Source organism: Nocardiopsis ganjiahuensis DSM 45031, assembly GCF_000341085.1.
Classification (GTDB): domain Bacteria; phylum Actinomycetota; class Actinomycetes; order Streptosporangiales; family Streptosporangiaceae; genus Nocardiopsis; species Nocardiopsis ganjiahuensis.
Genome location: NZ_ANBA01000008.1, coordinates 331,589 through 355,166 on the forward strand (window position 1 = coordinate 331,589; position 23,578 = coordinate 355,166).

A 23,578-nucleotide genomic window follows, 5' to 3' on the forward strand; every position below is an offset into this window, starting at 1 on the left:
TCCAGGAGGGGACGTGACCAAACTCAACGAGACCGGTTCGCGGCCGCGGCCGCAGGCCGGTACGGATCGATCCTGGCTCGACCGCTTCTTCTTCGTCTCCGAGCGGGGCTCCACCTTCGGGCGGGAGATCCGCGGCGGCCTGACCACCTTCATGGCGATGGCCTACATCATCGTCCTGAACCCGATCATCCTCAGCGGCGTGGCCGACGTGAACGGCGACCACCTCTCCGCCGGGCAGCTGACCACCATGACCGCCCTGGCCGCCGGACTGGTCACCATCATGATGGGCGTGGTCGGCCGCGCGCCGATCGCCTGCGCGGCGGCCCTGGGCGTGATGGCCGTGGTCGCCTACCAGGCGGCTCCGGTGATGTCCTGGCCCGAGGTCATGGGACTGGTCATCTGGCAGGGCGTCGCCATCGTCCTGATGGTGGTCACCGGGGTCCGCACCGCGGTGATGAACGCCCTCCCCCACAACCTCAAGCTGGCCATCGGGGTCGGTATCGGCCTGTTCGTGTCGCTGATCGGCCTGGCCAACGCCGGGTTCGTCAGCGCCGGCGACGGCGGCAGCCTGCTCCAGATCGGCGCCTCGGGCGGCGGCGGACACCTGAACGGCTGGCCGATCCTGGTGTTCGTGGCGGGGCTCGTCCTGGCCAGTGTGCTGCTGGCGCGCAACGTGCCCGGCGCGATCTTCTACGGCATCATCGGCGCGACCGTGCTCGCCGTGGTCCTGCACTTCGTGCTGCGGCTCTCCCCCGAGGCCTGGGGCGGCGGCGTCCCCGCGCTGCCCTCCAGCCCCGTGGCCACACCCGACTTCGGCCTCCTGTTCCAGGTCGACATGTTCGGCGCCTGGACCACGGCCGGACCCACCACGGCCGGGGTCATCCTGTTCACGCTGGTGCTGGCCGGGTTCTTCGACGCGCTGGGCACCATCCTGGCGATCGGCACCAAGGCCGACATCGCCGACGAGAACGGCCAGATGCCCCGGGTCAACCAGATCCTGGTCACCGACGGCGCCGGGGCGGTGACCGGCGGCCTGACCAGCTCCTCGGCGACGCTGGTGTTCGTGGAGTCCACGGCGGGGGTGAGCGAGGGCGCGCGGACCGGTCTGGCCAGTGTGGTCACCGGGCTGCTGTTCCTGAGCGCGATCTTCTTCGCCCCGGTCTTCGGCATGGTGCCCGCCGAGGCGGCGTCCGTGGCGATGGTGCTGGTCGGCGCCATGATGATGATGCACGTGGGCCAGATCGCGTGGACGGACATCTCGGTGGCCATCCCCGCGTTCCTGACCATCGCGATCATGCCGTTCGCCTACGACATCGCCAGCGGGATCGGCATCGGCATCATCGCGCACACCCTCATCAAGTCGGCGCAGGGCCGCTTCCGTGAGGTCGGCTGGCTGATGTGGATCCTGAGCGCGGTGTTCTCCTTCCACTTCGCGATGCACGCTCTGGGCCTGTAGAGGGCAGGGGCCCGTAGTACCTCCGCCTTCAGGGGCCCGACAGGGGAGGCCGATTTCGCACGCTTTTGTGCCTCGGCCTCCCCTTCTGTCTGGAAAAAAGAAGGAGAGTGTCACCTGGGAGCAAGGGTCGTTCCCGCCCTCCACCACGTCCCAGACAGTGAACGGAGAACGCAACCAGCGGCTCCCTTCCGACGGGGCGCGACCATGACCAGTCCTCTGACCAGTACCGACCCACAGCGCATCGGGCCGTTCACCCTCGCCGCGCGCATCGACAGCGGAGGGCAGGGGGTCGTCTACCTCGGCCACGGGGAGGACGGGTCCCCCGCCGCGGTCAAGGTCCTCACGAGGGCCTGGGACGGGGACGCGCGCCAGCGCGAGCGCTTCGCCCGGGAGCTGTCGGCCGCACGCAGGGTGGCCCCCTTCTGCACCGCGGCGGTCCTGGCCGCCGACATGGACGCCGATGTGCCCTACATCGCCAGCGAGTACGTCCCGGGTCCCACGCTGCGCTCCGCGGTCGTGGAACAGGGGCCCCGGACCGGAGCCGCGCTGGACCGGCTGGCCATCGCCACGGTCACCGCCCTGGCCGCGGTCCACGAGGCCGGTGTCGTCCACCGGGACCTCAAACCCGGCAACGTCGTCCTGGGCCCGGACGGGCCGCGGGTCATCGACTTCGGCATCGCGCGCTTCACCGACGCCACCCAGCAGACCACGACGGTGACGGGCACCCCCGCCTACATGTCACCGGAGCAGATCCGCGGAGGCGCGGCGGCGGCCTCCAGCGACCTGTTCTCCTGGGCCGCCGTGATGGCCTACGCGGCCTCGGGCCACGCCGCCTTCCCCGGTGGGAACACCATGGCCGTGATCGACAAGGTGCTGTCGGACCCACCGGACCTGACCGGGGTGCCGGAGCGGCTGCTGCCCGTTCTGGAGCACTGCCTGTCCAAGGATCCCGCCGACCGGCCCACCGCCGTGGAGGTGCTGGACCGCCTGATCGGACGCGGCCCGGCGGCCCCGAAGGCGGAGCCGACCGCCGTACTGGAGCAGGCGTCCTCGGCCGTGGTCCAGGACACCGCCCGGATCCGCGTCGTACCGATCGCGGGCCAGGGGCCTTCACAGAGGACCGGTACACGGAAGGTGCCCGACCCCGCGCCTCCGGAGGCGCCCGCGTCCGGTGCCCCCACACGGACGGCCCCGCCCCCGCCGACCACCGCCGTGGCCCCCGCCCGGAGCCCGGAACCGGCCGGGGGCGGTCGGAGCCGCGCTCGCCGGCGCTCGAGGTCCGGACTGTTCACCATGGGCGCCGTGGCGTTCCTGGGGCTGCTCGGCGCGCTGCTGATCTGGGCGGCCGGCCAGGAGCCGCCGGGGCAGGCCGAGCCCACGGGTTCCGCACCCTCCGCCGAACCCACGACCCCCGTCACCGACGCGGAGCAGGATCCCGGGGCCGGGCAGGAGCAGCCGGCCGAGGAGGACGGCGGCGGTGGCGGGGGACCCGTCGAGGAGGAGGGCGTGACGACGGAGTGGACGCCTCCCACGCAGGACTGCCACACCGACCCGCACGCCCCCGGCTGCGCACCGACCGATCCCGACCCGTGCGAGCACGACCCCGACTCCTGCGTCGGCGGGGGTGACGAGGGCTACGAACCGGAGGGCGGCGGTGAGGGCGGCGGTGACGGCTCGGGCACGGAGCCCGACTCCGACGGCGGAGCGGGTACCGAGTGACGGACCCGGCCACCGTACCGGCGCCCGCCGCGAGGCCGTCCGGGCTCAGGAGGTCCGGCGGGCCTCGGCCCTCAGGCAGTCGGCCAGGGCCTCGCGCAGGTTGACGTCGCGGGGGTCGTCCCAGATCCGCAGGCCCATCCGGTTGGGCACGTACCCGTACCCGGTTCCGGTGGCCGGGTCGGCGAACCCGAAGGAGCCGCCCGCGCCGGGGGTCCCGTAGGCGCGGCCGTCGCTGCCGAACCGCCATCCGGGGAAGGGTTTCCACAGGCCCAGCGAGTAACGGGTACGCACCTTGAGGTTGACGTCGCGCTCGCCGCCGGAGGGCTCGGTGGGCTGCTCCTCCAGGGCGCGCAGGCTCTCCTCGTCCACCCCGAGGACCGGGGAGCCCTGGGCGAACTCGCCGTAGAGCACGGCCAGGGAGCGGGCGGTGGCGAAACCGTTGCCGTGCGGCAGTTCCACGGCCCGGTAGGCGGGTTCGGCCAGCTGGTTGGCGGTTCTCAGCGGCGGGTTGGCGAAGGTGCGGGCGGCGGTGGTCCAGGGCAGGGCCCGCGCCAGGAGGTGCCCGAGGGGGACGGCGCCGGGGTCGGCGGCCAGGTCGCGCCAGCTGCCCCCGGCCATGGGGGCCAGACGGTCCGGGTCGACGTCCTCGGGCAGCCCCACGTACAGGTCCAGGCCCAGGGGACCGGCCAGTTCCTCGGCCAGGTAGGCGCCGACGGTGCGCCCGTCCACGCGCCGGAGGAGTTCGCCCGCGTACAGGCCGATGGTGACGCTGTGGTAGCCGTGCCGGGTGCCCGGGGTCCAGACCGGGGCCTGGGCGGCCAGGTGGTGAGCGAGGCGGTCGTGGTCGGCGAGCAGGGCGGGGGTGAGTTCGGCGTCCAGGTAGGGCAGCCCCGCGCGGTGGGAGAGGAGTTCGCGGACGGTGACGTGTTCCTTGCCGTGCTGGGCGAACTCGGGCCAGTAGTCGGCGACGGGGCGGTCGTAGTCGATCAGGCCCCGGGAGTGGGCGTGCGCGAGGACCAGGGAGGTCACGCCCTTGGTGGCGGAGAAGACGATGGCGAGGGTGTCCGACTCCCAGGGGGCTCCGGTGCTCTGATCGCGCACACCCGCCCACAGGTCGACCACCAGGCGGCCCCGGTGGTGCACGGCCACGGCCGCACCCAGTTCACCGTGTTCGGCGAAGTTGTGTCGGAAGGCCTCGCGGACGGGCGCGAAGGCGGGCTCGGTCCATCCCTGGACGGGCGGAGGTAAGGCGACGGGCACGGCGATTCCTCGGGAGGAGGGACGAGGGGGCGGGGAAGGCGTGCCCAGGGTAGCCGAGGACAGGTAAAGCCGACCGGACGATACGTGCGTCCCCGCACCCAAAAGGGCGCTGACCAGCATGAATCCTGGCCATTGGATAGCGAGGGAAGGCTGGTCCACGGGGAACCGCGGCCCGGACTCGCAAGTTGGTAGGGCGTAACTGGGTGAGGCGGCCCTCCGCCGCTACATCCGCAGCAGGTGGATGACGGCAACGCCCACGACAGCGAACGCGAAGGTGACGGCGACGAGGCGGCGTGTCTTGCCGTCGTCCTCAATGGCCTTTTCAACCAGGTCAAGGACCTTGCAGGCGACAAGTGAGAGATGGGCGAACATCGGCGGCGGAGCTCCTTGGACATGACAACCAAGGGCTCCTACCAAGAGCCTTAAGCACGTGAGGTGTAAGCGGCTACTCACGCCCAACCGGCACCAGACAGCCCATGCTAGGTCTGGCTTTGCTGCTATTAGGGATCAAGATAGCCATCGAGCCATGAGATGTCCACCGTGAAGCGAAGGCGGTTGACTTGGGCCTTGTGGATCGCGTCCGCGAGGCGGTGGAATCGCTCACTACTGAACTGTTCATCTCGACCACAACGCGAGCAGCGAAGCCGTGTCTTAGGAACTCCGTCCGGGTTCTTGCCAAAAACTTCGGCGCGTTCAAGGTTCGCTCTGCTTGCCCCATAGCCGCGCGCTGAGCCACCTGTTGCATAGATAGTCAGTTGATCGTCTACAGAGAGCTCGTGCACCTCCTTCTTTTCGATGTCCACATCGGTCTTAGCGACGGGAGTGAAGGACTGACCGTAACGGTTGTCCTGGAAGTGGCCGAGCTCTGCCGCGTTATGGGAGCCTCGACCGGTACAGATGAGCTTGAAATACCTGTCGCTGGATTTCTCTCGTCGTCGACTCACAGACACCCCCTTGATGCTCCGTCATCGGGAGTCGGTAGACCCCGCCTACCCCGATGGAACATCACAGCTACGACATTCCCGATCAGGAGTGAGCGACCGAGAAGCACCCACCTCTATGCACCCCGGCGCCTACCCTTGAACCATCACCCCCTGATCGGAGGGCGAGCACGTGGCAGAGCAATCCCCCGGCCCCTCGGACGACGTCGGAGCGCGCGTGTCGCGTGCCCGAAAGCGTCGCGGGCTGACACAGCAGGGCCTGGCACAGAAGACCTCCTACGCCCGCTCGCACATCGCCCAGGTCGAGACCGGGCACAAGGCGGCTACCCCCTCGTTCATCGCGGCCGTCGCGGACGCGCTCAAGGTCGAGATGAGCGAGCTGTACGGGCAGCCCTACCGGGGCGACACCCCCTCAACGGACCGGGTCCACCGCTCCATCCCACACCTGCGCCGTGCCCTGGCGTGGTCGGACCTGCCGCCCGAGCTGGAGGGACCGGCGCGCCCTCTGGAGGTCCTGGCCGCCGAGGTCGAGAACGCGAAGCGGCTGCGTCGCCGTGCCCGCCACATCCAGCTCGGGGACATGCTTCCGGCGGTCATGGAGGAGCTGAGCCACCACGCCCACGAGGGCGACGACCCGCGTGCGTGGCGGCTGCTGTCGGACGCCCACTGCGCGGCAGGTGAGCTGTCCCGCCGCCTGGGCTACAGCGACCTCGCGGACTCCATGTTCAGGGAGGCGGCCCGCTTCGCGGCGCTCTCACGCGACCCGCACCTTCCCCTGATCATCACGTGGCGTCGCGCCCTCGTGCTCATGAACCACGGCGCCCTCGGGGCGGCCGTCCGGCTCCTGGAGCGGTGCACGACGAGGATCGAGCAGGGGCGGCCCGGTGACGTGGAGGTCTCCGGAGCACTGCACCTGCGGGCGGCCGTCATCGCGGGTCGAATGGGCGACGCCGGGAGCGCGTGGGACCACTTCGAGCGGGCGACCGAGATCAGCGCCAGAGCGGGACGGCCCCACCTGGACGACTACAGCACGTACTTCTCGCCCGCGAACATCCTCATCCACGGCGCGGCGGTGGCGACCGAGCTGGGCGACTACGACGAGGCGGTCAGGCGTGACGCGGCCATCCCGGCGAACGCCCTCAACAGCCTCGCTAGGGAGCGCCGGTCACACCACCTGATCGACATGTCGCGCGTCCACCTGGACCAAGGGCGCACCAGGCAGGCGCTCGCGAGGCTTGTGGAGGCGGAGCGAGTCGCACCCCAGATGACTCACTACCACCCGTCCGCGCGTACCGTCGCGACCCACCTCCAGGACCGCCACAGGGTCCTCTCGGAGGATCTCAGGGGCCTTGTGTTCCGCATGCGCCTCTGATTCGTCGGACAGACTGATCGCATGGGAACTCTCTACCTCACGCTCTCCGCCGCCGGCACGACGCCGGAGGAGACCGCGCCCGACCTGGTCCGCCTGCTTCAAGACGAGGGGTGGCGGGTCACCGTCCTGTGCACACCCACGGGCACGCGCTTCCACGACCTCGACGCGCTGGAGGCGCTGACGGGGGAGCCGGTGCGCGTGGACTTCCGCCGTCCCGGCACGGGCAAGAGCCTGCTCCCTCCGAACGTGGTCCTCGCCTGCCCGTGGTCGTTCAACAGCACGAACAAGACGGCGCTCGGGCTCGCGGACACCTTCGCCGTCGCGCTCGTGTGCGAGATGATCGGGCGCGGCGTCCCCACGTTCCTGGTCCCCAAGGCCGGTGACGGCCTCGCGGGTCACCCCGCCTGGGGCCGCAGCCTCGACCTGCTGGGAGAGGTCCCACACGTCACCCTGCTGCAAGGAACGACCCGCAGCCTCCCGCCGTGGCGCGAGGTGGCCGAGGCCCTGGCAAAGGTGCCCGCGTCGTAGGAGTTCCGGTGCGAAACACCCTCCGTGGCGCTCTACCCGGGGAGAGGAGCATGTTCCAAGTTGGAACAGTGCGTCCCCTTGACGGATCCACGATCGCCCCATGGACTCCTTGACTCCCCAGAGTGACCGGAACGAGCTGGACCGACTCAACCGTGACTACCCGGGCTGGAGCGTGTGGCGCAGCCGGAGGGATGACACGCTCGCCGGGTGGGTGGCCAGCAACCTCAACCCCCGAAGCCAGTACGACCCGACGCTGCACGGCGACACCGCCGATGAGCTGGAGGACCGCCTCAAGAACCCACCGTTGCGGATCGGCGGCCTCCTGGTGGACGGGGAGGTTCTCCTGTGAGCGCGCAGAGAACGGGTCTCGTACTCACTCCTGAGCAGGAGCGCGCCCTGGAGGCCGTCCGACCCCACGTGGACCAGCTCCAGGCCGAGTTCGGCGAGATGTGGGAGATCGGGCCGTGCCACCCCTGGAACGGGACGGTCGAGCGGTTGTACGCCAAGCGGCGAGCGCCCGTTTCCGGCGAGCTGGGCTCACTGAGTGCACGCACGGTGGACGAGCTTCACGCCAAACTGCATGTGCGCTCCTGAGTCGCCCAGCTTGAAGGCCCCGGCGACGGAACGGGCCGGGGCGCGGACCTTCGCGCCCCGGCCTGCCCGCCCCTTCCCGGCTACCGCTCCGGAGCCGGGTCGGTCTCGCTCCGCGGCACCTCGCTGCCGGAGACCGCCACAGGCGCGGCGTCCTCCGGGGCCTTCTCCTCGTCCCCGGTCGTGTCCTCGGGTCGTGCGGGGGGCTCCTTGCCGTCGAGGACCGCGCGCATGCGTTCCATGTCGAGCTGGCCCTCCCACCTGGCCACGACGAAGGTCGCCACGCAGTTGCCGAGCAGGTTGATGGACACGCGCATGGTGTCCATGATGCGGTCCGCTCCCAGCAGCAGGGCGACGCCCGCGGCGGGGAAGGCGCCCAGTGCGGTGGCCGTCGCCGACAGCGCGAGGAAGGCCGAGCCGGGGACCCCTGCCATGCCCTTGGAGGTCAGCAGGAGGATGAGCACCATCATCAGCTGGTCCCCCATGGTCATGTCCGTGCCGAAGGCCTGGGCCAGGAACAGCGCGGCGATCGGCAGGTAGATGGCGGCGCCGTCGAGGTTGAACGAGTACCCGGTCGGCACGACCAGGCCGGTGGTGGCCTTGGAGCATCCTGCGTTGGTCAGCTTCTGCATGATGCGCGGCATGACCGCCTCGGAGGACGCGGCTCCGATGGCCAGGGCGAACTCCTCCTTGGTGTACCGCAGGAACTTCCACAGGTTGACCCCGGCGAGGACGCGGGCGATGACCGCCAGGGCGAGCAGGAAGACGGCGGCGGCCGAGTAGCAGGCGAGGATGAGCATGCCGAAGCTGCTGAGCGAGGACAGGCCGTAGGCCCCGATGACGAAGGCCATCGCGCCCAGCGCGCCCAGGGGCGCCACCCGCATGATCCAGCCGATGCAGGTGAAGATGACGTCGGTGAACCGCTCGATGAGGTCGAGGATCGGCTTGCCCCGCTCGCCCAGCTTGGACAGGGCCAGGGCGACGAACACCGCGAAGAACAGGACCTGCAGGAGCGAGTTCTCGGCGAAGGCGCCCACGACGCTCTCGGGGATCACGTCGAGGAGGAACTGGGCGAAGCCGGGGATCTCCCCGCCCTGGGTCACCTCCTCCAGGGCGCTGGTGTCGAGGTCGGCCGCGTCGACCTCGAAGCCCACACCGGGCTTGAGGAGGTTGGCCACGACCATGCCGTACAGCAGGGCGAAGGCGGTGACGACCTGGAAGTAGACCAGCGCCTTGACGCCGATCCGGCCGACGGCGCCGAGGTCGCCGACCTTGGCGATACCGGTCACGATGACGCAGAAGATCAGCGGCGCGATCAGCATCTTGATCAGGCGGATGAAGCCGTCACCCAGCGGGCGCAGGCTCTCGCCGAACGAGGGCCACAGGTGCCCGATCAGCACACCCGCGATGACGGCGACGATCACCTGGAAGAACAGTGACCGATAGAAGCGGGGACGGGGGCGGTCCGATGTTTCGGCTTCCGGGGCAACAGCCATGGGGGCACTCCACAAGGGGGCTCAGCGGGGTTATGGAATCTGTATTCCTCATGGTGGAATATAGACATTCCGACAGAGTAGCGGGCGTCACACCCGTCACACAATGAACATCAGTACAAACCGGCAGGTAACAACGAGGGCGGCAGTCGGCGCACTCGCGAACCGGCGCCCGCGGCGGACGCCCAGCCCGGGTCAATCCACCCGAAAGACCTTTGACACCGGGCTTCACGGGCACCTAAGTTGTCAATGACAACTTCTCCCCTCTCTCCGGAAGCCGCCCATGCACACCAGCGTCAACGGCGCACCCTCCCCCGCACCCGACGACCCCGGCCTCAGCGCCGCCGAGCACCTGCGCGACCGGCTCGGTCTGACCGGCACCAAGGTCGCCTGCGGCTCAGGCGCGTGCGGGGCCTGCACGATCCTCGTCGACGGCGCGCCCACCGCCTCCTGTCTGCTGCCCGCCGACCACCTGACCGGGCGCTCCGTCACCACCGTGGAGGGCCTGGACGGCGTCCACCCCGTCCAGCGCGCCCTGGCCGCCCACGACGGGCTCCAGTGCGGCTACTGCACCCCCGGCTTCGCCGTGGAGGCCTCCGTGTTCGTGGACGCCTGGCGCGCCGAACACGGGGACAGCCGCCCCGAGCGCGGCGCCATCGCCGACGCCCTGGCCGGCCACCTGTGCCGCTGCGGCGCCTACGAGGGCATCTTCGCGGCCGTGGCCGCGGCCTGCGCCGGTGAGTTCGACACCGAACCCGACCAGGCTCCCCCGCGCTCGGACGCCCCCGCCAAGGTGACCGGGAGCGCCCGGTTCAGCGCCGACTTCGCCCCGCACGGCGCGTGGGAGGGCGTGATCGTGCGCTCCACGGTGCCGCACGCCCGTGTGCTCAAGGTGAGCGCCGGCCCCGGACCCGACGGCAGCCCGGCGCCCCTGGTCGACCTGCTCGGCGAGGACCGCGTGGTGCGCTACGTCGGCCAGCCGATCGCGGCGGTGGCCGCACCCACGAGGGAGGCGGCGAAGGAGTTCGCGAAGGCGGTGCGGGTCGACCTCGAACCCCTGCCCGCGGTGACCGACCCCGGAGAGGCACGCGCCCCGGGCGCCCCCGTGCTCTATCCCACCAAGGAGGAGCGCGCCGCCGCTCCCGCCTACGGGGAGGCGCCCACTCCCCCGGCCCCGTGGAACGGCAACGTGCGCGGTCCCGGTGTCGTGAGCTGGCGCGGACCCACGGCCGTGTCGCGGCTGCGCGCCGCCTCCCGCCGCAAGGACCCGCTCCTGGTCGCCGAGGAGTACACCACCGCCACCCAGGTGCACAGCCCGCTGGAACCGCACGTGAGCGTGGCCTCCTGGGCCGACGGCGACCTGTACCTGCACGTGTCCACCCAGTCGGTCAGCAAGATCGCGAACAAGGCGGCCAAGCGCTGGGACCTCCCCCGGGAGCGGGTCCACCTGGTGACCGAGTACGTCGGCGGCGGGTTCGGAGCCAAGAACTCGCTGTCGGCGGACGTGGTGGCCGCCGTGGAGCTGTCCCGGCTGGTCGGCCACCCGGTCCGGGTGTGCCTGGACCGGGCCGAGGAGCTGACCGACGCCGGGCACCGGCCCGGCACCCGCACCCGGGTGGCGTTGCTGGCCGGGCGGGACGGTTCCCTCCGGGCCATGAGCGTGGACTCCCACGGCGACGGCGGGGTGTCGGTGGGCTCCAACGCCGCCGTCCTGGCCGCGCTGATGTACGGGCGCTCACCCCGCCGGACGCGTGACTTCGACGTGGTGACCAACCGGCCTCCGGGCCAACCCATGCGCGGCCCCGGCGGGCCGCCCATGGCCTGGGCCCTGGAACAGGCCGTGGACACCATGGCCCTGCGGCTGGACGAGGACCCCCTGTCCCTGCGCCGCCGCTGGGACGGCAACCCCAAGCGGCAGGCCCTGTACCAGCGGGTCGCCGACCTGCCGCTGTGGCGGGACCGCCCGCGCGGGAAGCGCACCGGCCGGTTCCGGCGCGGGGTGGGGCTGGCCGCCGCGGGCTGGCCGTACCTGCTGGCACCCGAGGCTCGGGTGGAGCTGGTGGTGGAGGGCGGCGCGCTGGTGGTGCGCTCGGCCACCCAGGACATCGGCACCGGCATCCGGAACGTGCTCGGGGAGGTGGTCGCCGACCGGCTCGGGGTGAGCGCGGCGGATCTTCGCGTGGAGATCGGGCAGAGCTCCTCGGTGCACGGAACCGGCTCCTTCGGCAGTCGCACCACCACCTCCATGGGCCCGGCCGCCGCCGACGCGGCCGACCGGATGCGCGACGCGCTGCGCGAGCTCTCCCCCGACGTGCCCGCCGAGGGACCGGTTCCCGAGCACGTGTTCAAGGAGGCGCTCGCCGCCGCCGAGGGGGTGAGCGTGGTCGGCGAACGCGGCCGGGATCGCTGGGGGCAGCTGACCCCGAACATGGACGACCTGGCCGTGGGGCGCGGCATGAGCGGCGCCGTGCACGTCATGGAGGTGGAGGTGGACACCCTGCTCGGCCGGGTGCGCCCCACCCGCTGCTGGGCGGGGATCGCCGCCGGGCGCATCTACTCCGAGAGGCTGGCCCGCAACCAGTGCGAGGGCGCGGTGGTCCAGGGGGTGGGGTACGCGCTGTTCGAGGAGCGGCGCGACGACCCCGCCTCGGGTGTGGTGCTCTCCGACAACCTGGAGGACTACCGCATCCCGGGGATGGGCGACGTGCCCGAGACCGAGGTGTACTTCCACGAGGAGGGGTTCGAGCACGTGGTCGGCGGCGGGATCGGCCTGGGCGAGGTCTCCGTGGTGGGTGTGGCGGCGGCCCTGGGCAACGCCGTGTACGACGCCACCGGCTGGCGCCCGCACGACCTTCCGCTTCGCCCGGACCGACTGATCGGAGCCCTGCGTTGACCATGGAGCGACAGCCCACGTCGACCGTCACCCGCCCCACGAGCACGGCTGAGGCCGTCCGGGAACTGGCCGGAGGTGGCGCCCGCCCGCGCGCCGGCGGCACCGACCTGGCCGCCTGCCTCGAGGTCGGCGCGGTCGCGCCCGGCCCACTGGTGGACCTGTTGGACGTACCCGAACTGCGCGGTCCGCACTGGGCCGAGGACGGTTCGGTGCGGATCGGAGCGATGACCGCCGTCGCCGAACTGGGGGCCGATCCCCGGCTGGCCGGAGCCTATCCGGGGTTGGCCGCCGCGGCCCGGGCCCTGGCCACCCCGCAGATCCGCGGCACGGCCACGGTCGGCGGCAACCTGCTCCAGCGCAACCGCTGCTCCTACCTGCGCAACCCGGCCTTCGACTGCTTCCAGACCGGGGGTGACTCCTGCCCCGCCCGCTCCGGTGACCACCTGCGCGGCGTGGTCGTGGACCAGGGGCCGTGTGTGGCCCCGCACCCGTCGTCGCTGGCGGTGGCCCTGCTGGCCTACGACGCGACCGTGCGGGTGCGGCACGGCTCAGGTACGGATTCGGGCGCGGTGGCCGACAGGGACCTGTCCGAGCTGTACGACGGCACCGACCCCACCCGCGACCACGTGCTGTCCCCCGAGGACCTGCTCGTCGCGGTGTCCCTGCCCGCCTCCGTACCCGGGGAGCGCGCCGCCCACCTGCGGGCGGCGGGGCGCTCCCGGGCGGAGTGGCCGCTGGTGGAGGCGGTGGTCCGGCTGGAGTGCGCCGAAGGCGGCACCGGTCCGGTGGTCCGCGCCGCGGTGGCGGTCGGCGGGGTCGCCCGCACCCCGCTGCGGCTGCCCGGTGTGGAGCGGTCCCTGGTGGGTTCGCTCCCCGGCCGAGGACCGGGCGCGGTGGTCCTCGAGGCACTGGAGGGCCTCACCGAACTCTGTTCCCCGCTGCCCGCCACCGGGTACAAGGTCCCCTTGCTCCAGGCCACTGTCCAAGACGCCGTCGAACGGGCCCTGGACTCTCCGGACCGGTGACACGGGGCCGGAGACCGGCCGGGTGGGCCGCCGTGGCGTGGCGGCCCACCCGGTCCGCGGCCACGACCGGTCACGACCGTCCGGAGCCCGCCTCCGCGCTTCGCCGGCCGGTGGCGGGCAGGGGCGGCGCCCCGGCCCGGTGGAAGCCGGCGCCCGGGCCGGCCCTGCCCGTGTCAGTCGCGGGGCCGCACCTGGACGGGGACCCCGTTCAGGACGGCGTTGCCGGAGAGCGGGTCCACCACGGAGGGATCGGTCACGGCGTTGACGTTCACGCCCGGGTTCCGGGCTGCGACCGACAGCCGGGTCCCCCGCACCCCGTGCCCCCAGCCGTGGGGGAGGCTCACCACCCCCGGTGCGACGGTGTCGGTGTGCTCCACGAGTGCTTCCACCGAGCCCGCGCCGCTGCTCACCGTGGCCGTCGCGCCCTCCTCCAGGCCCAGGCGGGTCGCGTCCTCGGGGTTCACGTGCAGGGTGCAGGTGTTGCTGCCGCTGTTCAGGCGGGGCACGTTGTGGCCCCAGCTGTTGTTGGAGCGCAGGTGCCGCCGACCCACCAGGACCAGGGACTCGCGGCGTTCGGCCAGCCCGGCTCGCAACCGTGCGACGTCCTCGGCGATCGGCGGCGGGCAGGCCTCGATCCGTCCGGACTCGGTGGCCAGGACCGCGGGCACGCGCGGGTGCAGCGCTCCGAGATCGATGCCGTGCGGAGCGTCCAGCAGGGATCGCAGGGTGAGGCCCTCCGGGCGGGCGCCGAAGGCGTCGCCGTAGGCGCCCAGGCGCAGGAACAGGTCGACGCGGCGCTCGGCCCAGCCGCCCGGGTGCAGGTCGGCGGCCAGCTCGGCCGGGTCGCGTCCGTGCACGGGTGAGTCCGGGTCGGCGACGGCCCGGGACAGCAGCCGCGCGATCTCGGCCTCGTCCACGGCGTCGGGGTCGGCGTCGGGCCCCTGGCCGGCGGCGATCTGCACGAGTCGGCGCAGGATCTCGCCCTCGTCGGCCTCCCCCTCGCCCAGCGGCAGGGCCGGGGGCGAGTAGCGGACGTTGTTGCGCACCGCCAGCTCGTTGAAGGCCAGGTCGAAGTGGCTGGAGCGGCTGTGCGGCGCGGGCGGCAGGATGACGTGCGCGTGGCGGGTGGTCTCGTTGAGGTAGGGGTCCACGCTGACCATGAACTCCAGCTCCGGCAGCGCCTCGGCGAGGCGTTCGCCGCCCGGTGTGGACAGCACCGGGTTGCCGGCGACGGTGACCAGGGCGCGGACCTGCCCGGGGCCGGGGGTGGCGATCTCGTCCACCAGGGTCACCGCGGGGAACTCGCCCTTGGCCTCGGGCAGGCCCCGGACCCGGCTGTGCCAGCGCCCGGTCCGGAAGGGGCGGCTGCGGCTGGAGCCGGGGCCGCGGTGCGCCGGCTGGGGGAACATCGCCCCGCCGGGCCGGTCCAGGTTCCCGGTGAGCAGGTTGAGCACGTCCACCAGCCAGCTGGTCAGCGTGCCGAACTGGACGGCGGTCGTTCCCAGGCGCCCGTAGACCGCGGCGGTCGGTGCCGCCGCCAGGTCGCGGGCCAGGGTGCGGATGTGCTCGGCCTCGATCCCGCACGCCGCGGCGACGGCCTCGGGGGCGAAGTCCTCGGCCAGCGCGCGGAGTTCGTCCAGACCGCTGGTGTGCTCCGCGAGGCTCCCGGGGTCGGCGAGGTCCTCGGCCAGCAGGGTGTGCACCATGGCGAAGAGCAGGAAGGCGTCCCCGCCCGGGCGGACGGGGACGTGCTCGTCGGCGAGGTCGGCGGTGCGGGTGCGGCGGGGGTCGACCACGACCAGTCGGCCTCCCCTGGCACGCAGCGCCTTGAGCCTGCCGGGGAAGTCGGGGGCGGTGCACAGGCTGCCGTTGGACTCCAGCGGGTTGGCGCCGAGCATCAGCAGGTGGTCGGTGCGGTCCAGGTCGGGGACGGGGATCGCGAACGGGTCGCCGAACATGAGCCCGCAGGAGACGTGTTTGGGCATCTGGTCGACGGTGCTGGCGCTGTAGACGTTGGTGCTGCCGAGGGTGCGTGCCAGCAGGCTCGAGTAGAGCTGTCCGGCCAGGGTGTGCACGTTCGGGTTGCCCAGGTAGCTGGCCACGGCCTGGCGGCCGTGGCGTTCGACCACTCCGGTGAGCCCGGCGTCGACGGCGGCGAAGGCCTCGGGCCAGTCGACCTCGCGCCAGTGCTCTCCGTCGCGGATCATGGGCCGCCGCAGCCGGTCGGGGTCGTTGTCCAGGGCGGGGAGGGTGGCGCCCTTGGGGCAGACGAATCCGGCACTGAACACGTCCTGGCGGTCTCCGCGCGCCCCGGTGAGCCGCCCCGCGTCGATGGTCAGGGTCAGGCCGCAGGTGGCCTCGCACAGCGGACAGATCCGCAGGGCCGTTTCCATGAGGGATACCTTTCACATACCGAACAGTCGGTTTGTATGGGACCCTACTCGTCACGCGTCCCTTCGTACAGTCCGGGGCCGCCACTGCGGTGGCGGCCCCGGTACTGCTGGTCTGCGCTGTCCCCGGCCGGAGATCAGCCGCGCAGGTAGGCCTGGTGGGCGAGGTCGCGGCACACCACCGCGAAGTCCAGACCCGCGGCGGCGGCCGCCATCGGGAACGTGGAGGTCTCGGTCAGGCCGGGGGCGACGTTGGTCTCCAGGAAGATGGCCTCGCCGTCGGCGTCGACGATGAGGTCGGTCCGGGAGAAGTCGCGCAGCCCCAGGGTGCGGTGCGCGGTCAGGGCGACCTCGGTGGCGGCGGCGACCACGGACTCGTCCAGGCGGGCCGGGCAGAAGAACTCGGTGCGGCCGGCCGTGTAGCGGGCGGCGTAGTCGTAGACCCCGCCGTCCGGGACGATCTCCACCGGCGGCAGGGCCACGGGTCCCTCACCGGTGTCGAGGACGCCGATGGCCAGCTCGGTGCCCTGGACCTGCTCCTCCACGAGCGCGGAGTCGCTGTAGGCGAAGCAGGACATCAGGGCCGCCGACAGGTCGCTGACCGAGGTCACCGGGGTGGCTCCGAAGGCCGAACCGCCGCGGTCGGGCTTGACGAACAGCGGCAGACCGATGCGGTCGGCGAGACGGCCCAGCAGCGCCGGGGCGCCCAGGTCGTGGAAGGCCGACTTGGGCAGGGTCGCGCCGCGCGGCACGCGCACGCCCTTCTCGGCGAGCAGCGCTTTGGCGGCCGGCTTGGTGTAGGCCAGGCGGCAGGCGTCGGGGCGGGCGCCCACGTAGGGCGCCCCCACCAGTTCCAGGACCTCGCGGATCGCGCCGTCCTCGCCGGCGGCGCCGTGGAGGACGGGGAAGACCACCTGGGGCGGGTCGGCGGCGAGCCGGTCCAACAGACCGGAGCCGACGTCCGCGACCTGCACCTCGACATCGAGCCGACGCAGGGCCTCGGCGACGCTGCGGCCGGAATGGACGCTCACCTCGTGTTCGGGGGACAGGCCTCCGGCGAGGACGAGAACCCGTTCAAGGTCGGCCACGGCGCGAACCTCCTTCTGTGCTGCTGTCATTGCTGTGCCCTTACGCGGGGATGTCAGGGCAGGTCAGGGGTGGGTGCCTGGCTGCCTTCGGTGGGCGGGGCGATCGCGGGACCGAACGTGTCGCGCAGGTCGATCTCACCCTCGATCGCGGTCACGAGACGGCGTACGCCCTCGCGGATCTGTTCGGGGGTGGGGTAGCAGAAGCTCAGGCGCATGCTGTCACGGCCGCGGTCGTCGGCGTAGAAGCCGGTGCCGGGCACGTAGGCCACACGTTCACCGAGGGCGCGCGGGAGCATGGACTTGGCGTCGATGCCCTCGGGCAGGGTGGCCCACACGAAGAACCCGCCCTCGGGCCTGGTCCACGTGCACCCGGCGGGCATCATCGCCTCCAAGGAGCCGAGCATCGCGTCGCGGCGCTCGCTGTACATGGAGTTGAACGCCTTGATCTGTTCCTTCCAGGGGAAGGTCTTCAGGTAGCGGCGGACCACGAGCTGGTTGAACGTGGAGTGGCTGAGCATCGCCGACTCCGCGGCCAGGACCAGCTTGGCGCGCACGGCGGCGGGGGCCAGGGCCCAGCCGATGCGCAGACCCGGGGAGAGGGTCTTGGAGAGCGAACCGAGGTAGACGACGTTGCCGTTGCCCTGGGAGTACAGGGTGGGCTCGGGTTCGCCGTCGTAGCGGAGCAGGCCGTAGGGGTTGTCCTCGATCACGAGCACGTCGTGGCGCTCGCAGGCCTCCATGACCCGGGCGCGGCGCTCGGCGCTCATGGTGATGCCCGCGGGGTTCTGGAAGTTGGGGATCGTGTAGAAGAACTTGACCGGCCGACCGTCCAGCTCGGCGCGGACGAGCGCCTCCTCCAGCTCCTCGGGGATGACGCCCTGGTCGTCCAGGCCCACGTGGCGGATGTCGGCCTGGAAGGCGGCGAAGGTGTTGATCGCGGTGACGTAGGTGGGCGCCTCGGTGAGGACCACGTCGCCGGGGTCGACGAACACCCGGGTGATCAGGTCCAGCGCCTGCTGCGAACCGACGGTGACGATGACGTCGTCGGGGCTGGCGTGAACGCCCTCGAGCGTCATGTAGTCGCAGATCTGCTCACGCAGGATCGGGTCGCCCTGAGCCGATCCGTACTGCAGTGCGGTCGCGCCCTCTTCGGAGACGACGTCCTTGACCAGGTCGCCGAGCTGTTCGAGGGGCAGGGCGGCGACGTTGGGCATACCGCCGGCCAGGGAGACGATCTCCGGCCGGGAGGCGACCGCGAAGAGTGCCCTGACCTCGGAGGCGACCATGCCCTGTGCTCGGAGTGCGTAACGGCCGACGTGCGGGTCGATACGCGAGCCCTGTTGGCTGGGCTGCTGCTCTCGGTGGTCAGCGGACACGATCCACCTCCGAAGGAAGGACGGTCTGTGGGGCCGTCGGTACGGGACGATCCAGGGGATCATCGTTGATCCCTGGTTCGACGCCTCGACCGGCCCTCTGGTTCACCGGGATCCCCTGGGTCGGCTGGGCCATGAGAGTCCCCGGTGCGGCGTTCGGTTTGTGTGAACCGTGTTCGAACACGGTTCGGGAAATGCCCCGAGTCTAGCCCAGTGGCGGTGTCGACGCGGTCGAGCAGGGCTTTTCCGGCCCGCCCGAGCATTCGTCGGCCGCTGGTCGATCCGGTCTGTCATCCGGCACGGTACCCATGTGGGTGTTCCGACTCACACGTGGATGACCAGAACATGGCGCACTTTTCACCCTTTCCCCCCGAGTCGGACATTGGCCACTTAGGGCACATCGAAGACATTGGTGCGGTGGACCCGCGCTCGCCCGACACGGCGGCGCCACCAACCCGGGGGGAAGTCATGGGAGTCCGCTCGACCACCGTCACCGCGTCGCTGGCGCTGCTGCTGTGCGCGACGCTCGCCTCGTGCACCGCGGACGAGGCACCCGAGCAGGAGGTCGACGCCGCACTGCTGGAACTGGAGCAGGCCGCCGACGCGCTGTCGGTGACGGTCCTGCGTCCCGGCGCCGAACGCGCCTTCGCCCGCAAGGGCCACCCCGTGGACGGATCGCTCAGCTGCACCACCGCGCCTCCGGAACCGGCCGAGGGCGACGGGGACACCGTCACCGCGGGCGGAACCGAGGCCGGGGAGGACGCGGTCGCGCAGGAGCCGACCGAGGACGCACGAGAGGCACGCGGCGGTCAGCTGGAGGTGCTCTGCACGGGGCGGAGCCGCGACGGCGAGGAGATCCGCTTCGAGGGCCGTCTGCTGCGCGAGGCCCTGGCCGGACGCGAGGACGGCGACGACAGTCTGCGCGGCGACTTCACCGGCCTCGTCGCCGGAGACGAGGTCTTCACCATGGACTGCTTCCAGTGCTCCCCGGCCGGCTCGGAGTCGCACGAGGACGCTGCCGCCTCGGACGGGGCGACGGCCCCGGAGGCCGACGGGACCGCGAACGACGCGGAGTGAGCCGGACGGCCCGGCGCGAACCGGGCCAGGCGGCACCGGCCGGGCCTGCGGAGCGGGCAACGGTACGGCCCGAGAACGTCGATGTCGTCGGGCCGTACCGTCATATGCGCGATGTCCCCGGAGATTCCCCCGATCCTCACGGGGCACCAGTCCGCCGGCGCGTCCGCTCTCAGCCCCCGTCACCCCCCTCAAGGCGCGAAGGACGCGGACGCGCCCCGCACCGGTGAGCAGCCGCCGTGCCCTCTCTTGCCCGGAGGCCGCCCACCGGTAGGCGGGCCGCGCAAGACCCAGTTGACCCCATCCCGGCGAAGGCGGCAATGGTTGCAACAGGTTGCGACGCCATCGCCCAACGCGATCACCCGGGGCAGTCGAACAGATCCGCCGCGCGAGTGCGGTCCCGCAACGCGCGCACTCCGGGTGCCACCGAGCCGGGCAGCAGGTCCAGCGGCGACTCGGGGGTGAGGACCCGAACGCGCACGTCGTCGGAGAACCGGTAGGGGCGGCTCTCGATCACCCCGCCCAGGTTGCGCCGCACCCGGGAGAGCTCGGCCCGCACGGTCACCACGTGCTTGTCGGAGCCGAACACGTCCTGGGACAGCTGCAGTCCGGTGCGCCCGCCGCGGTGCACGGCCAGCAGCAGGAGCAGTTCGGCGTGGCGCGGGGACGGGTGCTGGACCCACTCCCCGCTGTCCCCGGCCACCGACAGGGAAGGGGCCCCGGGCCGGGTCAGGTCCAGGGTGACGGTGGAGGGCGCGGCCTGCTCCTCGGGGCGGGGGCGGATCAGCCAGCCGCCGGGCAGCGGTTCCAGAGCGCACTCCCCCAGCGCCGGGAGCCAGGCGGTCCCGCCCTCGCAGTGCTTGGGCAGCAGCACCCGCCGGACCGGTTCCATGTGGACGGCGGCCGCGGTCCAGCCGGTGTCGTCCACCACCAGGGCCGGCCGGGTCAGCCCGGCCAGCAGCGGCGCGGCCACCGAGCGCAGCCGCTCCAGGTGGGTGTGGTGGATGCCCTGCAGGTGCGCCTCGGCCAGCTGGGCGACCGCGCTGACCAGAGCCAGCGTGGCGGGGTGGATGGTGGAGACCGGACCGGTGACGTCGATGGCGCCGAGCAGACGGCCGTCGCGCGGGTCGTGGACGGGCGCGCAGGCACAGGTGAGGGTGTGCAGGCTCCGCACGTAGTGCTCGGCGGAGTAGACCTGGACCGGCCGCCCCACCACGAGCGCGGTCCCGATGGCGTTGGTGCCGGTGCTGCCCTCGTTCCAGTAGGAGCCCTCGATCAGGCCGACCCGGTCGCCGACCGCACGCATCCGGTGGGAGCCCTCCCGCCAGAGCACCTGCCCGGCGGCGTCCGTGACCAGCATGATGTGTTCGGCGTCGTCGGCCACCGACACCAGGGAGCGACGGATCAGGGGGAGGACCTCCGCGATCGGCGAGGCGTCCCGGAAGCGCTGGAGTTCCTCCAGCCGGGCCATCCTGGGCGGCGGCGCGCTGTCCGGGTTGATCCCGAAACGGCGCATCCGCTCCCAGGAGTCCTCGATCACCGGGCGCAGCGGCGCGGGCGTCGGGCGTCCGGTGACCAGCGCGTCGTGAACACGGCGGAGAAGGACCGCGTGTTCACGTGCGTCCGTCCCGGAGGGCAGGGCCGTGTCCAAGGGAGGAAACGTCATCGGTGTGTGGGGCGCGGGGACCCGGTACTGCGGATCCGGGAGGAAACGCCCTCCTCCTTCCAGGTGTAGGCGTAGCGAGCCCGGCGCCGACCCGCCTGGCGGGCGGGGAGGGAGGCGCCGGTGCGCTTGGATCCGGAGGCGGCCCCGGGCCCGGCCCCGCCGGCTTCGGGCTCCTGGACGGCGCGGTGCCGGAGTCCCCTTCCGGGTCCGCTCCGGGGTGTGGCTGCCGGCTCCGGTTCCGGAGCCGCCGAAAGCGCCGCTCCGGAGGCGTCCGTCGAGGGTTGCGGCGGGCAGCGGGCGGGACGGGGAGGCACGCCGGGGTGAGTCTTCGGTCCTACGCGGAACGTAGCCATCGAGGTCACCTCCTCAAACGGTGATGGCCGGTGCCGGTGAAGGCGGCCCTCAGCCATGTGGGCTGAAAAGCCCGGACCTTCAGGCCCTGGATCCCTTCACACGGCCTCCGGATCCTCGTGTTCGTGGCGGGGTTCCCAAGTTTCCTGGTTCGGGTCGGGCTGGGCCAACGGAACCGGGAGATGCACTCGTTTCGGAAGGCTTTTCGGGCACGCCCTTCCGTTTCCTGTGGGAATTATCGTCCAGGAAACATCCTGGCTCGGATCTGCCCTCCATCCCGCCACAACGGCGGAACTCCGTGAAAGACCCTGCCGACGGGCGCGGAACGGGGGCGGGAGCCTGCTGGTCAGCGTGGCGGGAACCCCTGGCGGGGCACTGCTTCCACCTTCTGTCAGGCTGTGGAACGAGGCGCGAATATGGCCGGTAGCGGCCACCCGCGACACAAGGTCGAACGACTCTGGTATCGCCCGTTCCCGCAGGTGGAGCGAGGGCCGCATGACCGCTTCCCGTGCCATCGCCGCGTTCCCGCCGCGCGGGAGGGCGCACAGCAGAACGCACGGGAGGGTCGGGGAGGAAGGCGCCCTAGGCAGTCGGGGCGCCGGGACCCTCCTCGGAACGGCGGGTGAGTGCGAACCACAGGCGCATGCGCTGTTCCGCGTCGGCCAGGTCCACGCCCAGGTCCCGTTCGATCCGGCCGATCCGGTACCGGACGCTGTTGCGGTGGACCCCGAGGTCCGCGGCGGCGCGATCCCAGTTGCCGTGGCGTGCGATCCAGGTGCGCAGGGTCGTCCGGAGGGTGCGGGCCGTCCCGGTGTCCCCGGCCAACGGGCCCAGGAGTTCACGGCTGAGGTCCCTGGCGTCGGCGGGGTCCAGGAGGGCCTCGAACGGGTCGGTGCCCTCGCCCCAGAGCAACGGCTCCCGGGTGGCGCGGGCGCGGACCAGCAGGGACGCCGCCCTGCGGTCGGCCTCGGGCAGCTCCCGCGGTGGCACGGGCGGGCTGAGCGCGGCGACCCATCCGTGCGCACGGAGCAGGTCCAGGTGTTCGCGGTGGGCCTGCTCGCCCCGGTCGGTGAGCACCGCGCGCACCGTGTCGCCCCGGCCGGTCCCTTCCCCGGCCGACGCGGTCCGGTCGACCAGATGGGTGCCCAGGGGGAGGTCGCCCGGCGCGGCGTGGCGGCCCGGGGTCAGGGCCGTGGCCCGCAGGACCCGGTAGGTGCCGGAGGCCCCCGCCCTGCCACGGGTGTCGGTGAGTTCGGTGAGCAGGGGCTCCGTCTCCGCGCCCAGCGCGCCGTCCAGGAGGAGCTGGGTCAGGAGCCGGCCCGGGAGGGGCGGAGCGTCGCCCACCGTGCGGGAGAGCAGTTCGAGCAGGGCGGTGGCGGTGCGCAGAACCGCGCGGTCCGTGATGCCCAGCGGTTCCGGGCGCCCCACCAGGACCACACCCCACTCACCGGGCGGGGTCCCGACCGTGTGCAGGAAGACCTCGTCGGCGCCGCTGGGGGCCTTGGCGCCGCGAGGCCCCGCGGGGGCGGTGAGTTTGGCGAGCAGGGGGCGGAGTTCGGGGGCGACGGAGCGGGGGGCGCCCGAGGTGCGGTACCCGGACGCCGAGGGATCGGAGGGTTCCAGGGCGGCCCAGCCGCCGAGGGAGTCGGCCAGCACCGACAGGACCCGTTCCACGGGCGCGGTGGCGGTGACCGCTCGGGCCAGGGCCTGGTGGGCCTCGCCCAGGCGTCGGACGTCCCGCAGGTGGCGTTCCTCCAGTTCCTCACCGACCGCGCGGCTGACCGCGGCGAAGGGGGTGGACCTGGGGACCTCCAGCAGGGGGAGGCCCTGCGCGTGGCACTGGCCGACGAGCCGGTCCGGGACGGTCTCGTACACCGGGGCGACCCCGAAGCCGATCGCCCCGACCCCGGTCAGGACCAGGGAACTCACGTACTCGCGCACCCCCGCGGCGGTGACCGGCAGGTTGACGCCCGCGGTGAGCAGGAGTTCACCGCCGCGCAGGTAGGCGGCGGGTTCGACCATCTCGCTGGCCACGGCCCAGGTGATCCCGGGGTCACCCGCCGCCACCACGGTGGTCAGGGCGAGGTCGCGGCGGCCCACGACCACGCTCAGGGGCACGTCGTGGGTGTCCGCTCCACCCGTGCTGTCGACCACGGTTCTCCCGTCTCCTCCCGATGCACCGCTGCGGCTGCGACCGGCGCGCGCCTCCGAAAGCGGGTCCCTCTGAACACGGGCGCACTGTCACGTGTCCCGGACATTGCGTACACGAGTACACCACCCGCACTTTATGGACGGTTCATCCAAAGAATCGAGCGAACTCGTGCGGTTCGGCCACTGGAGCCGAGCTTAACTGCTGCT

Annotated in this window: 18 protein-coding genes; 9 read left to right on the top strand and 9 right to left on the bottom strand. The window is 72.2% G+C overall.

Annotated elements, in window-relative coordinates; genetic code table 11:
* The first annotated feature begins 13 nt into the window (after positions 1-13).
* Both D458_RS0110145 and D458_RS34815 read left to right on the top strand, forming a co-directional pair.
* Positions 14-1,456 (top strand): NCS2 family permease, encoded by a 1,443-nt coding sequence (locus tag D458_RS0110145; RefSeq protein ID WP_017586630.1) that lies wholly within the window; start codon positions 14-16, stop codon positions 1,454-1,456.
* Between the two features lie 204 nt (positions 1,457-1,660).
* The gene (locus D458_RS34815) at positions 1,661-3,175 is read left to right on the top strand and encodes a serine/threonine-protein kinase (RefSeq protein WP_051049641.1); all 1,515 of its coding nucleotides are present in this window, start codon (positions 1,661-1,663) and stop codon (positions 3,173-3,175) included.
* 45 nt (positions 3,176-3,220) lie between these two features.
* Here D458_RS34815 and D458_RS0110155 read toward each other — a convergent pair whose 3' ends face one another.
* The 3 genes from D458_RS0110155 to D458_RS36325 all read right to left on the bottom strand — a co-directional run bounded on the left by D458_RS0110155 (position 3,221) and on the right by D458_RS36325 (position 5,379).
* A complete protein-coding gene (locus D458_RS0110155) occupies positions 3,221-4,435 on the bottom strand; it encodes a serine hydrolase domain-containing protein (RefSeq protein WP_017586631.1) in 1,215 nt (404 codons plus the stop codon).
* Positions 4,436-4,657: 222 nt separating this feature from the next.
* Positions 4,658-4,807 carry a hypothetical protein gene (locus tag D458_RS36720; RefSeq protein WP_017586632.1) on the bottom strand — a complete coding sequence of 50 codons (150 nt, stop codon included), beginning with the start codon at positions 4,805-4,807 and terminating at the stop codon, positions 4,658-4,660.
* A 128-nt stretch (positions 4,808-4,935) separates the two neighbouring features.
* Positions 4,936-5,379 (bottom strand): hypothetical protein, encoded by a 444-nt coding sequence (locus D458_RS36325; protein WP_152521102.1) that lies wholly within the window; start codon positions 5,377-5,379, stop codon positions 4,936-4,938.
* Between the two features lie 169 nt (positions 5,380-5,548).
* Between D458_RS36325 and D458_RS33310 the strand changes: the two genes are divergently transcribed.
* From D458_RS33310 to D458_RS0110180, 4 genes are all read left to right on the top strand, one after another.
* Positions 5,549-6,748 carry a helix-turn-helix transcriptional regulator gene (locus D458_RS33310; protein WP_083936276.1) on the top strand — a complete coding sequence of 400 codons (1,200 nt, stop codon included), beginning with the start codon at positions 5,549-5,551 and terminating at the stop codon, positions 6,746-6,748.
* A 21-nt stretch (positions 6,749-6,769) separates the two neighbouring features.
* On the top strand, positions 6,770-7,276 hold the full coding sequence (locus tag D458_RS0110170; protein ID WP_017586634.1) for a flavoprotein: 507 nt from the start codon (positions 6,770-6,772) through the stop codon (positions 7,274-7,276).
* Positions 7,277-7,376: 100 nt separating this feature from the next.
* Positions 7,377-7,625 (top strand): hypothetical protein, encoded by a 249-nt coding sequence (locus tag D458_RS33315; protein ID WP_017586635.1) that lies wholly within the window; start codon positions 7,377-7,379, stop codon positions 7,623-7,625.
* The gene (locus tag D458_RS0110180; protein ID WP_017586636.1) at positions 7,622-7,870 is read left to right on the top strand and encodes a hypothetical protein; all 249 of its coding nucleotides are present in this window, start codon (positions 7,622-7,624) and stop codon (positions 7,868-7,870) included. The genes D458_RS33315 and D458_RS0110180 overlap by 4 nt, the downstream gene beginning before the upstream one ends.
* Positions 7,871-7,950: 80 nt before the next feature.
* Here the strand turns inward: D458_RS0110180 and dctA are convergent, their stop codons facing one another.
* On the bottom strand, positions 7,951-9,363 hold the full coding sequence (gene dctA, locus D458_RS0110185) for a C4-dicarboxylate transporter DctA (protein ID WP_017586637.1): 1,413 nt from the start codon (positions 9,361-9,363) through the stop codon (positions 7,951-7,953).
* A 280-nt stretch (positions 9,364-9,643) separates the two neighbouring features.
* On the opposite strand from dctA, the gene D458_RS0110190 reads away from it, so the two are divergent.
* On the top strand, positions 9,644-12,253 hold the full coding sequence (locus D458_RS0110190) for a molybdopterin-dependent oxidoreductase (RefSeq protein ID WP_017586638.1): 2,610 nt from the start codon (positions 9,644-9,646) through the stop codon (positions 12,251-12,253).
* A 2-nt stretch (positions 12,254-12,255) separates the two neighbouring features.
* Positions 12,256-13,278: an FAD binding domain-containing protein gene (locus tag D458_RS0110195; protein WP_040702303.1), complete on the top strand. Its 1,023-nt coding sequence runs from the start codon at positions 12,256-12,258 to the stop codon at positions 13,276-13,278.
* A 173-nt stretch (positions 13,279-13,451) separates the two neighbouring features.
* On the opposite strand, the gene D458_RS0110200 is transcribed toward D458_RS0110195, so the two are convergent.
* The 3 genes from D458_RS0110200 to D458_RS0110210 all read right to left on the bottom strand — a co-directional run bounded on the left by D458_RS0110200 (position 13,452) and on the right by D458_RS0110210 (position 18,042).
* Positions 13,452-15,671 carry a molybdopterin-dependent oxidoreductase gene (locus tag D458_RS0110200; RefSeq protein ID WP_017586640.1) on the bottom strand — a complete coding sequence of 740 codons (2,220 nt, stop codon included), beginning with the start codon at positions 15,669-15,671 and terminating at the stop codon, positions 13,452-13,454.
* A gap of 134 nt (positions 15,672-15,805) precedes the next feature.
* Positions 15,806-16,756: a D-alanine--D-alanine ligase family protein gene (locus tag D458_RS0110205; RefSeq protein ID WP_017586641.1), complete on the bottom strand. Its 951-nt coding sequence runs from the start codon at positions 16,754-16,756 to the stop codon at positions 15,806-15,808.
* Between the two features lie 53 nt (positions 16,757-16,809).
* Positions 16,810-18,042 (bottom strand): aminotransferase class I/II-fold pyridoxal phosphate-dependent enzyme, encoded by a 1,233-nt coding sequence (locus tag D458_RS0110210; RefSeq protein WP_017586642.1) that lies wholly within the window; start codon positions 18,040-18,042, stop codon positions 16,810-16,812.
* Between the two features lie 555 nt (positions 18,043-18,597).
* On the opposite strand from D458_RS0110210, the gene D458_RS0110215 reads away from it, so the two are divergent.
* The gene (locus tag D458_RS0110215) at positions 18,598-19,206 is read left to right on the top strand and encodes a hypothetical protein (RefSeq protein WP_017586643.1); all 609 of its coding nucleotides are present in this window, start codon (positions 18,598-18,600) and stop codon (positions 19,204-19,206) included.
* 355 nt (positions 19,207-19,561) lie between these two features.
* Here D458_RS0110215 and D458_RS0110220 read toward each other — a convergent pair whose 3' ends face one another.
* On the bottom strand, positions 19,562-20,869 hold the full coding sequence (locus D458_RS0110220; RefSeq protein WP_026119170.1) for a GAF domain-containing protein: 1,308 nt from the start codon (positions 20,867-20,869) through the stop codon (positions 19,562-19,564).
* A gap of 933 nt (positions 20,870-21,802) precedes the next feature.
* The gene (locus D458_RS0110225) at positions 21,803-23,374 is read right to left on the bottom strand and encodes a helix-turn-helix domain-containing protein (RefSeq protein ID WP_017586645.1); all 1,572 of its coding nucleotides are present in this window, start codon (positions 23,372-23,374) and stop codon (positions 21,803-21,805) included.
* Positions 23,375-23,578 lie beyond the last annotated feature (204 nt).

Bases quoted from the DNA above. Each gene is read 5' to 3' on its own strand.
- D458_RS34815 (WP_051049641.1), top strand. From the start codon at position 1,661: ATGACCAGTCCTCTGACCAGTACCGACCCACAGCGCATCGGGCCGTTC.
- D458_RS36720 (WP_017586632.1), bottom strand. From the start codon at position 4,807: ATGTTCGCCCATCTCTCACTTGTCGCCTGCAAGGTCCTTGACCTGGTT.
- D458_RS0110170 (WP_017586634.1), top strand. From the start codon at position 6,770: ATGGGAACTCTCTACCTCACGCTCTCCGCCGCCGGCACGACGCCGGAG.
- D458_RS33315 (WP_017586635.1), top strand. From the start codon at position 7,377: ATGGACTCCTTGACTCCCCAGAGTGACCGGAACGAGCTGGACCGACTC.
- dctA (WP_017586637.1), bottom strand. From the start codon at position 9,363: ATGGCTGTTGCCCCGGAAGCCGAAACATCGGACCGCCCCCGTCCCCGC.
- D458_RS0110190 (WP_017586638.1), top strand. From the start codon at position 9,644: ATGCACACCAGCGTCAACGGCGCACCCTCCCCCGCACCCGACGACCCC.
- D458_RS0110195 (WP_040702303.1), top strand. From the start codon at position 12,256: ATGGAGCGACAGCCCACGTCGACCGTCACCCGCCCCACGAGCACGGCT.
- D458_RS0110200 (WP_017586640.1), bottom strand. From the start codon at position 15,671: ATGGAAACGGCCCTGCGGATCTGTCCGCTGTGCGAGGCCACCTGCGGC.
- D458_RS0110210 (WP_017586642.1), bottom strand. From the start codon at position 18,042: ATGGTCGCCTCCGAGGTCAGGGCACTCTTCGCGGTCGCCTCCCGGCCG.
- D458_RS0110215 (WP_017586643.1), top strand. From the start codon at position 18,598: ATGGGAGTCCGCTCGACCACCGTCACCGCGTCGCTGGCGCTGCTGCTG.
- D458_RS0110220 (WP_026119170.1), bottom strand. From the start codon at position 20,869: ATGACGTTTCCTCCCTTGGACACGGCCCTGCCCTCCGGGACGGACGCA.